The organism is Coleofasciculus sp. E1-EBD-02 (assembly GCF_040218245.1).
GTDB lineage: Bacteria > Cyanobacteriota > Cyanobacteriia > Cyanobacteriales > Coleofasciculaceae > Coleofasciculus.
The window spans coordinates 79206-90987 of record NZ_JAVJQN010000016.1; the positions used below are offsets into that span (position 1 = coordinate 79206).

Here is an 11782-nt window from a genome sequence, read left to right on the forward strand (position 1 = left end):
GTTGCCTATACGGTCAAACTGGCACCATTTTTTCTAAGCCACTCTTTTCTCTCCCGGTAGTCGGGCATGACCTTATCTACTTCGTTCCAGAAGAGATCGCTATGATTACGGTGGTGGAAATGGCATAGCTCATGAACCACAATGTAATCAATAATTCTGGGTGATGCCATCATACATTTCCAATGAAAATTAAGCCAGCCACTTGTGCCACAACTAGCCCAGCGGTAGCCCATGTCTTTGACTTTGACTCCCCCAGGCTGAACGCCGACTTTAGGAGCAAAATATTTGACCCGATCGCGAAAACGTTGCTGACCCTTCTCGATGAAATACGATATAAATGCTTGTTTTGCTGCTGCATTACCGCCTTGCTCAACGACTCGACGATCTAAGCGAAAGTAGCCTTCTTTGAGCTTGAGGGCACGGTCTTGATTTGATACGAGTGCCAAACGATAGGTACGACCCAGGTACAGAAAGGTTTCACCGTTGACCCACTCGCGCACTACGGCACTGGCATTGAGGTCTTTCCATTCAGCCAAGTTGCGGTAGATCCATAGACGCTTGCTTTCTACTACTGCATCGGCTTGTTCTGGGGTGTAATCAATCGGTGGGCGCAAGGTTACTCTGCCATCACGCTCAATCACAATATCGGTGGTTTTACGCGGGCTACCAGGTAGTAACTGGTATTCTATATCTCTGACACAGCGGATATTCATGGGTTGTCAGTTGTACCTTTCAATAGTTCGTTGTGTCGGTTTTTGGCGAGTTTCATGATTTCAACGGCGATCCGTTCGCGATTTACTTTCAACTCGACAATGCCAGTAAGGGTAAGTGCAGTCTTGATTTCACTGCGGGTTCGCTTTTGCTTATCGCTATTATTCCAGAAATCGATGCTGCCAATACTATCTTGTAAGGTTTCGACAACTGCTTCCATCAGCACCTTGATCTTGGGTTTGGCATCTGGGGGTATCTCTCCATTTTCAAAGACCTGGTTGGCGATGTGTTCGTAGAAGGTCGTCGCTTCTTTGCTCATGCCCTCTTCACCCTGCTGACGACCCGCGATCGCCTCTTCGCGGATTTTCTCTAACTCTTTGGCGAGCTTGTCCCAGCGGTCGTGATATTCTTCGATCAGGTACTCGACTTTCTCCGATAGGCTTTGATAAAAGGCTGGGTCTTCATCGTGGTGGACAGTGCAATGCTTGCGGATGGCATGCTCCATTTCACTAGCCTTGGCTTCGTCGTTGTTGCCTGCGTGCTGGTTAAGTTGCGCCATAAAGTCTGGCGATAGCAGCTCTACGGGAGGCACTTTGGGGTTGATACCTAGACTAATCAAATGCTCGTTGATTAGATCCCGGACTTTTTTGCCAGCGTCGCCCAGGTTGAGGCTAGTGTCCTTGTAACGCTCTTTGGTGACCTGGAGGATATAGCCCAACCGTTTGGCAGGCACTCGGTATTTTTGAGCAATGGGGTTGGGCAGGATAATATCCAGACTCGCCAGGAATTTTTTTAGATAGACCTCAAAGTCAGCCCGGATTTTCTCGTTTTTGAGTAGCTTAACCGCCTCATGAACCACAGCAGCATCTGCTTCGATGGTCTCTAGGTTCCCTTCGGCATATTCCCGTACTTTGGCGACCTTATGCTCTGCAAATAGCTGTAGCAGGCGTTGATATCGCTCCTCTAACACGGGCATCTCAGAGGCAATGCTTTTTAAGCCCTGAGCCAATTCCTGTTGTTCATTAGTGGCTGCATACAGAGTCAGAGCCTCCGTCAGATTTTCGGTGAGACCGATGTAATCGACGATGTAGCCCCGCTGTTTGCCTTTCTTGACTCGGTTGGTGCGGGCGATCGCTTGTAGCAATGTGTGCTCTTTCATTTTTTTATCGAGATACATCACCTGCTCAATGGGGGCATCAAAGCCCGTGAGTAGCATGTCACACACAACCAAAAAGGCAATGCCAGTATGAGGCTTATCGGGATCGTCAAAGTCGAAGGGACGGCAAAAGTTATCGACGGCATTCCAAGCTCGGACTTGCTGGCGGGCTTCGGTGACGTAGGTAGGCTCATTAGTGCCACTGCCGGAGATTACCACTGCTGCCTTGAGGAAGCGTACTTTGCGGATCAGTTCGAGGTCGGGGTTCGGTTGCGCCTTTAAGCGGGCTACGGTGTCGTCTAAGGCTTGATGGATTGCTTTTTGATAACGCACAGCAGCGAGTTTAGAATGGCACACCACTTGGGCTTTAAAGCCGTTAGGGAAAATATTTTCTAGGTAGTGTTTCACCAGGTCTTGGGCGATCGCGCCAATCCGTTGCTTGGCTTCTAACAAGTCGCCAGTCGCCCCGTATTTCTTCTTGATTGTTAGTAACTCTTCGTCACTGCGATCGCGAAAGAGATTTTCAAAGCGGGTTTCAAAGCCTTGTTTATCATTGAGGGCATCGTCGGAGGTACGACCTTCGTACAAAATTTGTAGCGTGGTGCCGTCGGGTACGGCATCCATGAGCCGATAGGTGTCGATGTAGCTGCCAAAGCGTTTATGGGTTTTCTTTTCACCGTGTCGCTCTGTAATCAGTGGGGTGCCAGTGAAGGCAAGACGGGCAGCGTTGGGAAAGGCTTCAAAGACGTTATCGCCCAGGTCGGAGCTTTGGGTGCGGTGAGCCTCGTCAATCATCAGCACGATGCGGGAGGAGTGATTGACTACGCCAAAGGTCTGGTTGCTAGGAATAGGGCGATAAGTCCCCAGGGCTTCGGCAACTTTCAGGGGCATGACCCGATCGCGCTGCTGAAACTTATGCACCATCACCATATTGATATCGGAGGCATCCGTTGATAGGTGGTCTCGGAGGGCTTGGGTGCTTTCAATCGGATAAACTCGCCCGCCAATCAGGGTGGCGGTTTTAGACAACTGCTTTTCGAGATCGACGCGATCGTTAATCAGCACAATTTTGTAGTCGCTCAGGTCTGACGATGCCCGCAGCATCCGCGCCACAAATACCATAGTTAGGCTTTTGCCCGATCCTTGGGTGTGCCAAACAACACCACTTTTTTCGGCTGCGGTTTGACCTTGGCGTAAACGCTCAATAATTTTGTTGGCTGCTCGAAACTGTTGGTAACGGCACACCACTTTAATGCGGGGACCGCTATCGCTGTCCATAAAGACGCTAGAAGTCCGCAAGATGCTCAGTAGGTTGGTCTTATTGAGCATACCGTTGATGAGTTGCTGTTGTTGGTTCAGCCCTGCGGCGGTACTCTCCGGTTGAGGATACTGGGTTTTCCAGGGATAGAAATGCTCTGCTTCGGAGGTGATCGTACCATAGTCAGCTTCAACGCCTGTGCTGCGAACAATGAACAGATTGGGATGAAACAGGCGCGGTTCTCCTTCCCGTAAACCATGCCGGGTGGTCTCTTCTCGCTGGTTCATGTAACGCTGGAGCTGCTCAAAGGCTGCGGACATGGGATTGGCGCAGGTAGCACTGCCTTTTTTACACTCGACCACCACCAAGGGGATGCCGTTCACAAATAATACAATGTCGGGAATGATGTATTGCTTAACGCAGCCCGGTGTATCGATGCGGAACTGGTTGATGGCGTGAAACTGGTTGTTTTGGGGATTTGCAAAGTCGATCAGTTTTACTACAGGGTCTTCTTCCCCGGTTTGCTCGTTGACATCGACTTGGGCTTTAAACAGCAGTTTTTGAATGGCTTCGTTGGCTTCGAGGAGGGTGCGGTTGGGCTGACGCAGGATCTCGTCTTGCAGGTCTTGGAGTTGTTTGGGAGTGAGCCAGGAAGTGCCGTCGGCGTTAGTGTTGAGGGCTGCGACGGCTTGGTTAAAGACCTGGGGCAGTAGCCACTGGCGAAAGTTAGCCCGTAGGCTTTTGGTGGGGTCACTGGGGATTTGTGCGCCCTGGTCGATAATTTGCCAACTGAGGGTTTGTAACTGCTGTAGAAATGGCTGTTCAACTTCGGTATATTCAGACATTGGTGGAAATCTCAGCGTCAGGGTTCTGAAATGGATTAAGAAGATCTACGCCCGTACCGATAAAATCCTGAACGTTGCGGGTAACTAAGGTTAAATTGTGGGTGAGGGCAGTGGCAGCAATTTGTTTATCAATAGCGTTTTGCGGATGGGGGACTCGTAGATATCCCCAAACTTGGGCATCGGTAATGGTAAAGTCAAGAATGCAGTCGGCATAGTCTGTCAGGATGCGCTGTAACCATGCCTCTAACAAGTCTGCCTGGGGATGGTCACGCCGATGGCGGATTAGTTCAACCCCGCGTCGGAGTTCACCAATGGTAATGACGCTGAGGAAAAGTTTAGCCTCTTGTGCAATGGCATCATCGAAAAACTGCTGCACGCCGGGGTTGGCTTTGTCTTGTTTCCGCAGTTCGCTGATGATGTTGGTGTCAAGTAAATACATCGGGGGCGGTGTCATCTTGGCTGCGTTCAAAGTCGGTATCTTTGCCAACATTGGGAATGAGGCGAAGCACTTCAGCAAAGGATTTTTGGGGCGGATGCAATAGGACTTGCTCTAGGATTTTGCGATGCTCGGCTTCGGCACTGATGCCGTGGCGACTAGCCCGTTGTTTCAGTGCTTTGACAATGGCATCGTCGATGTTACGAACAATTAGATTAGCCATAGCGATGGGGTTTTGAAGGGATTGCTTATGCTGATGATAGCATTGCTATCAGGACAGGCGATAGGGCTAGTTTTAGATATGATCCACCTTATCAGAATGGACTTTGACGGGGACTTTGCCAGTGAGGAGATCATGCATCAGACCGTTTTTCTTCTGCTGTAGCTTCGCTCTGAATTTTTTTTCTCGGTTTAAAACACCTTGAACTGCGTTTATTTTCTCTCCAATGAGAACCTGCTCTCTATATGTTGGCACTGATATTGGTATTGCTTTAATGTCTCCAACATTCACATGAGGTGAAGTCGTTGCACCTAAACCTCTAACGACTCTTCTGTAAAAATCAATATGATTCATACTCCAAAGTAAAAAGCTTGGATCTGTATTTGAATCTGGGCGTAATAACATAACCCTTTGTCCAAGGCAGACCTTTTTAATGCCTACAGGTGATGCAATGCCAAGTCGTTCACCTTCTCGGGAGTATATAATATCTCCTTCTTTTGGAACTAGCCTTTGAGTTCGGATCTTATAGTCCTTTTCATCCACGCAATATGCTTGCTCTAGAATCAATTCTCCCGGTTCCATGTCAGCAGTTCTAATGCATGGAATCCCTGAGTCACGATATATAGGTGTTGAGTGAGGACAGTCAACTACTTGGGAACATAAATCAGCAACGATTTCCCAATTCCAATCCTTAGGAATCCAACCGATCGCACTCTCTTGATATAGCTCAGGAGCCTCGTCACGGGGAGGGCGCAGCTTGCCATCCGCACCAATGCCACGGGTAAACAAGTCGTGCATCAGCCCTGCCTTAATCTGCTGGTATTTCTCGATCAGGGCTTCTGTATGTGCGATCGCGCGATCAACAGTCTGAAGTATTTTCGCAATCTTGTCTTGCTTCACTAAAGGCGGAAGCGAAACCTTTGTCCTTGCTATAGCTCCATTAGATAAACCATAACGAGTTGAACCAGCAGCCACTCTCGAAAAATACGATGCAACACTACTAGCTGATAACTGCTTGGATAGAAAAACAGAATTCACTATCTTCGGGTTGGGCTTTATTAAAGCCAAATGATAGCCACAGACTAAATTCTCTATTTCGTCAACTACAACCGACGGAATCCCAATGTCGTATGGTGTTTCTGAATCTTTGGTGATTACAACATCACCCTTATCAACTTTGAATCTTTCATATTCTGGAGGGCTGGCAGTTGACTCCATAAAATCTAAGTCAGCCGTAATGTAATCGTTGACATAGACATCCATGTAGTTGCACAGCCGGATTTGCTCCTCGTTGGGCTTAGTCTTTTTATCGACATTACTAACTCGAATATCAGTAAACTCAGCCAGTGAATAGTCTTGCCAATCACTCATATCCCAACTCCACCAAAAACCCCTGCAACTCCTGCGCTGCTGCATCCCTTGCTGCTTCAATCTCCTTCGCCGTCACCGCATACTTCTCCCACAAATTCTCAATCGCCCGCACACAAGCCCGCTGATCCGCCCGTAAATAAGTTTCATAAATCTCCATCAGCGTCTTCCGCAGACGCTCAATAATCACCGTGCGAGCTTCATCCGTAGAAATCTTTTCACGGGCACTTTGCACCAGTTCATCGCGATTATTCTCGATACTCCTGATATTAGCCCTGAGTATTTTCACTTCATCTTCTAGAGCCTTATGACGCTCCAAGCTGGCGATAATCCTCGCTGCCTGATTATAGGCGTGTTGTCCCCGTTCCATTGCTTCTTTTAAAGGAATAGCATACTCACTGATATGACCCACATCAGCAGCAAGCTCCAGAATACGATTACCGTTAGTAAACAGCACCTCTTTTTGGGTAAATCCTTCAGTGCAATAAAAGCCTTTCTTAGCACCTGGGGGTAACAAATTCGCCCCCTTAATTTCAGTGAAGATATTGCCAGCCAAAGCTTTAACCTGTTTGATCTGCGCCTTCCACTCCGTCGTCCAAGTCTTCAACTCCTCTTTTTGACTTTTCACCTCCTCACTAGGCAATACCCCCGTGTCGTCGGTATCCTCAAAATCTTCCGCATCGGCAGCAGCAAATAGTGCCTGTAACTCCGCCAGACGAGTCTGCGCTTGCTCCAATTCCTCCAAAACTTCCGGGAACTGGCTCTGCAAAATATCCTCATCGGGAATCAGTTCTGCCCCCCAACCACTGGCTGCAATGGACTTAAAATCTGCCTTCAATGTATCCACATAGTTGGCAAATGCCCCCCGCACCTGAAAAGAGGTGAGTAACTGCTGGTTGGCTAATTTCTCTTCAATGCTCCTGAGCAAACGACTCCGCATAATATAGACATTCCGGGGGCGAGCTTCCTGATTCGCTGCATCGGGGGCTAGAGCCTCCACAACGGGTAGATTTTCCTCCCACCACTCCTCTAGCGTTCCCATAAACTGTTCATGCCGCGTCGTCACGCTCTGGTGAGTCGCCACAAAGTCGGCAATATCGCGCTTACTCGTCAGCACCGGAGCAAAGTCAAGATAAGTCTGATCACGGGGTACAAAAGCATCCTCTCGCAACTGCCCATAGTTCTGCCAAAAGTGCTTGAGGCTATCGACTTCCACCTTGGGCACACCCCCATGCAGATGGGCACGCACATCATGGGGTTCGGGCGGTGGGGCATTGTCCACATAACGCCGGATATTGCAGTTGTAGTCCTCCTCGGCAATCTCCGCCCTGGGTACTAACCGCGCATAGGCGGGAATGTTTTCCTTAGTGCGATAGGCATAGACAATTTTATCAACATCTTCGGGGCGCAGGAAGTTCTGCGCTTTGCCCTCACGGTATTCGCGATCGGCATTGATAAACAGGACGCGATCGCGAGTCGTCGCCCCCATCTTATTCAGCACGAGAATGCACGCCGGAATCCCAGTGCCATAAAACAGGTTACTAGGTAGACCGATAATCGCCTCTAGATAACCGTGATTGATAAAGTATTTGCGGGCTTCATGCTCCTCTCCCCCTCGAAATAGCACACCATGGGGCATTACTGTTGCCGAGCGACCATCGTGCTTCAACACCGCCAGCATGTGCTGCACAAACATCAGGTCAGCCTTTTTGCCCTTTTCCGGCATCATCACCGGAAACCGTCCGGTGAATACCAGATCTTTTTTAATATAGTTCTGGCTAAAGGGGGGATTGGCTAAAACGCGATCAAAGCGTTTGAGTTCGTTATTTTCGTCTAAGTGCTGGGGTTCGCGGATGGTATCCGCTTGACGAATATCCGCATGGGAGATGCCATGCAGCAGCATATTCATCTTGCAGATAGACCAGGTTGTCCCCATTTTCTCCTGTCCAAACAGAGCCAGTTCCTCAGCATTTCTCCCCTTTTCCCGCAGATAGTCCCGCATTTGAATCAGCATCCCGCCTGAGCCGACAGTAGGGTCATATACCCGCATCCCCTCCTCTGGGTCACAAATTTCGACGCAAACCCGCACCACCTCCGCCGGGGTATAAAATTCTCCCGCCTTTTTCCCCGCCGAGTCAGCAAAATATTTGATTAGCCACTCGTAAGCTGCCCCTAACAGATCGGGAAACTCAAAATCGCTGTCTCTTAGAGGAATCTTCTCGAAGTTCTGCAAAAAATCAGACAATGTATCGTCGTCCAGCGTTCGCTGCCCGATTTTGCGGTTGAAGTTAATGCCCTTGAGTACATCTTCTAGTACATCCGGGTTAGCATCTTCAATTGCCTCTAGAGCTTTATTAAGAGTCGTACCGACATTATTTTTAACATGCTTGAGAGCCGAATGCTTGACGATTTGACGCTGACCATTATCATCAATCACTTCTTCTTGCCAGCCCTCATTCCAGCGGGCGCGAGGTGGCACATAGAAGTATTTGCTAGAGTAATTATCGGGGTCTTCTAACTCTACCTCGATGTCTTCTTCAGCCATGCCTCTAGCTGCTAACTCTGCTTGTAACTCAGCACGGCGTTGGTCAAAGAGATCGCTTGCCCGCTTCAAGAACAACATGCCAAAGACATACTCTTTGTACTCACTAGCATCCATACTACCGCGCAGATCATCGCAAGCAGTAAGCAACAGATTGTACAAGCGAGAAAGCGTTAGTTTCATCGATAACCTGAGCAAAATCTATTGGATTCTAAGGCAAGAGTTCTTACAATCTGCCTCCGAAACTATACATTATAGAAGATTACCAGATTGACCTGAATCGAGAGACGCGATGCCTACGGCGGGCTGTGCCTACACGAAACTCAACATCGCCTTATTATCGGATGGGATGCCAAAAGTCAGCACCAGGATTGTGACATGACTTATTCGGGATCAAGGAAACTGAATAATATCGCAGCATGAGGAAGTTCGTGCCGAAAAAGCAGCAGACATCGCCAAAACTTTAACTAAGATGAACGAAAAAGGCGACCTCAATAACCAACAACAAGCCTTCATCAAACGGAAAACTACTACCCTCGACCGTATCAATAACCCCTACCCTCGTCCTACTGGAGAGCCGATGACACTAATCTGACAACGATGACAAATGATGTATCAATCAACAACAAACGAGCACGGAGGGATTTGAACCCCCGACACCCAGAACCGGAATCTGGTGCTCTATCCACTGAGCTACGCGCCCTTGTGTGCAGCGCCGTTTCAAAGGAAACACACTGGCACAAATCAGATTATAACGTTGATTTGGAAAAAACGGCAATCTGTGCCAAATAAAAAATTCCCCTGCCTATGGCTCAGACTAAATCCGGGTTAACTACCCCCGATGTTGATCTTACTTTTCACCGCATCTGGAAAACCTCTCTCCAAACCTCTCTCCTACAAGGAGAGAGGCTTTGAATTCTCCCCCTTCTGTGACGCATTCTCTGGTCTCCCCCATGGAACAAAAAGCGAAGCATCCTCTGGCTTCCCCCTTTTTAAGGGGGACGGGAGGGGGATATAGGTAGCGAATGTTACCTAAAGCAGCTTTCCTTTTTGACTTTCCTGAAGACTCTTCCTTTAGATAGAGGCACATTCCACTCTTCTTTGGGAAAAAGAACTGGTGTGTATGCTTAATCATGTAATTACTAGGGCAATCTAATGCAGGTTCAGTAAGCTGTCATGCCTTTAAATGGGGAATAGGTAGCGAGCAAGATGCTCGCACTACAATGATTTCGCCATTATTGACATTAAGGTTTCAATGCCGAACAGCTTACTAACTTGCCTGTTATCAGGACTCGTTTGGTAAACTGCTGGAGTCAAAAAACTAATTTGTTCCATCATCACTTGGAATAGATACAGTCAACCTCTCTACTAAATAGGATTATGATACTAGGACTTCTTACAGTTTACTTGTTAATCGCTGGATTATTTTGCATAAACTGGTTAAATGCATTCCAGAAAGAGACGAATTTATCGTCGGAGCAAAAATTCCGGTGTCGGATAGTCTTTATCATTGCCACCGTTTTTTGGCCCCTCACCTTCCCAATTTCATACCTGGAACACTGTTCGAGAGTTTAGGGAGTGGGAAGTGAGAAAGCTTCAACCAGCTTTTTCCAACCTCAATAAGAGTGGGCATCTTGCCTGCTTCATTGTTTGGGTAGAGTTTGGCTGACGCAAGCCCCACTAATCATGGCATCCTAAATAAAGAGAGAGTTATGAGATCAAGGATGTCAGAAGCGTCAGCACAAAAGCGGATAGTCGTCGTTGGTGCAGGATGGGCAGGTTTAGGTGCGACTCATCATCTTGCTCAACAAGGCTACGATGTTACTCTTCTAGAAGCCGCCCCCTATCCTGGTGGATTGGTGGCTGGATGGAAAACCTCTGGCGGACGTTCAGTCGAGGGGGGTATTCATGGGTTCTGGTATCCCTATCGCAATATCTTTCGCCTGGTTAACGAATTGGGACTCCAACCCTTCACACCTTTTACCCATTCCTCCCAATATTCTCCTGCTGGGTTAGAAGTCGAATCGCCTCTGTTTCAGAATGAGTTCCCGCTGCCTACCCCATTGGGAACGTTTCTCTATCCCAACTTTAGACGCTTACCTCTAATTGACAGGCTTTCGGCTTTACCTCTGTTGTATGCTCTGATTGATTTTGATAATTCTGATCAAGCATGGCGACGTTATGATCAGGTAACTGCCCGCGAACTCTTTAAACAGTTTGGTGTCTCTGCCCGATTATATCGGGATTCCTTTGAACCGATGCTGTTGGTGGGGTTATTTGCCCCCGGTGAGCAATGTTCAGCCGCCGCCGCCCTGGGAATGCTGTATTACTTCATTTTGGCTCACCAACCTAATTTTGATGTTGTCTGGTGTCGGGGAACGGTGGCAGAGATGATTTTTAAACCCTGGGTGGAACGGATTGAGAAATCCGGGGGACGAGTGCTGACGAATAAGCGGGTGAATGATATTCTCTTGGACGATAGGGGAAAGGCGAAAGCGGTTGTCTGCGGTGAGGATGTCTTTGAAGCCGATGCGGTTATTTTTGCCGTTAGTGTCAATGGCATGAAAAAAATTGTCAGTGCGAGTAGTAGCTTGCAACCCTATTCGGAATTCCGGAATTTGAGAAACTTAGGCGCAATTGATGTTCTGGCAACCCGGTTATGGTTTGACCGAAAGGTTATTCTGCGGAATCCGTCTAATGCTTGTTTTGGCTTTGATCCGACGACGGGGTGGACATTTTTTGATTTGAATGCGTTGCATGATGAATATGCGTATGAACCGGGAAGTGTCATTGAAGCGGATTTTTATCATGCGAATCAGTTATTGCCAATGAGTGATGAGCAAATTGTGGCAAAGGTTCATCGAGATTTAGCCACTTGTGTGCCAGAGTTTGGGGATGCCAAGGTTATTGATAGCAGTGTGATTCGTGTACCGCAAGGAGTAACGCATTTTGCACCGGGAAGTTATCAGTATTTGCTGCCAGCGACCACTCCGATTGATAATGTGTTTATGAGTGGGGATTGGATTGTTACGAATCACGGTTCTTGGTCACAGGAGAAGGCATACATAACGGGTTTAGAGGCGGCAAATTTAGTAATTGACCGTTTTGGGTACGGAAATAAGGCAACGATTATTCCGGTTGAACCTGATGAACCTCATATTCAACTGGGGCGGATGATTAATAAAACGGTACGGGATTGGGGGAAGACAGTATTACCTGATTTTTGGTTGCCTTAGAAGAAAGGCA

At 48.0% G+C, this 11782-nt stretch carries 7 protein-coding genes and 1 tRNA gene; 1 reads left to right on the plus strand and 7 read right to left on the minus strand.

The genetic code is table 11. The features are described 5' to 3' along the window. Positions 1 to 5: 5 nt before the first annotated feature. The 7 genes from RIC07_RS02715 to RIC07_RS02745 all read right to left on the minus strand — a co-directional run bounded on the left by RIC07_RS02715 (position 6) and on the right by RIC07_RS02745 (position 9239). The gene (locus tag RIC07_RS02715; RefSeq protein WP_446393169.1) at positions 6 to 713 is read right to left on the minus strand and encodes a M48 family metallopeptidase; all 708 of its coding nucleotides are present in this window, start codon (positions 711 to 713) and stop codon (positions 6 to 8) included. Further along, entirely contained in the window at positions 710 to 3970 is a 3261-nt protein-coding gene (locus RIC07_RS02720) for a type I restriction endonuclease subunit R (protein WP_446393170.1), read from the minus strand. The genes RIC07_RS02715 and RIC07_RS02720 overlap by 4 nt, the downstream gene beginning before the upstream one ends. Next, positions 3963 to 4409 carry a PIN domain-containing protein gene (locus tag RIC07_RS02725; protein ID WP_446393171.1) on the minus strand — a complete coding sequence of 149 codons (447 nt, stop codon included), beginning with the start codon at positions 4407 to 4409 and terminating at the stop codon, positions 3963 to 3965. The genes RIC07_RS02720 and RIC07_RS02725 overlap by 8 nt, the downstream gene beginning before the upstream one ends. Then, on the minus strand, positions 4396 to 4629 hold the full coding sequence (locus tag RIC07_RS02730) for a FitA-like ribbon-helix-helix domain-containing protein (RefSeq protein WP_446393172.1): 234 nt from the start codon (positions 4627 to 4629) through the stop codon (positions 4396 to 4398). Before RIC07_RS02730 ends, RIC07_RS02725 begins: the two co-directional genes overlap by 14 nt. Positions 4630 to 4701: 72 nt before the next feature. After that, positions 4702 to 5997, minus strand: a complete 1296-nt coding sequence (locus tag RIC07_RS02735) for a restriction endonuclease subunit S (RefSeq protein ID WP_446393173.1) — start codon at positions 5995 to 5997, stop codon at positions 4702 to 4704. Continuing rightward, entirely contained in the window at positions 5990 to 8719 is a 2730-nt protein-coding gene (locus RIC07_RS02740; RefSeq protein ID WP_446393174.1) for an N-6 DNA methylase, read from the minus strand. Before RIC07_RS02740 ends, RIC07_RS02735 begins: the two co-directional genes overlap by 8 nt. A 447-nt stretch (positions 8720 to 9166) precedes the next feature. After that, positions 9167 to 9239: transfer RNA gene (locus tag RIC07_RS02745), tRNA-Arg, on the minus strand. A gap of 1021 nt (positions 9240 to 10260) precedes the next feature. Here RIC07_RS02745 and RIC07_RS02750 point away from each other — a divergent pair. After that, positions 10261 to 11772, plus strand: coding sequence for a hydroxysqualene dehydroxylase (locus tag RIC07_RS02750; protein WP_446393175.1), 1512 nt, complete (start codon positions 10261 to 10263; stop codon positions 11770 to 11772). The last annotated feature ends 10 nt before the right edge of the window (positions 11773 to 11782 follow it).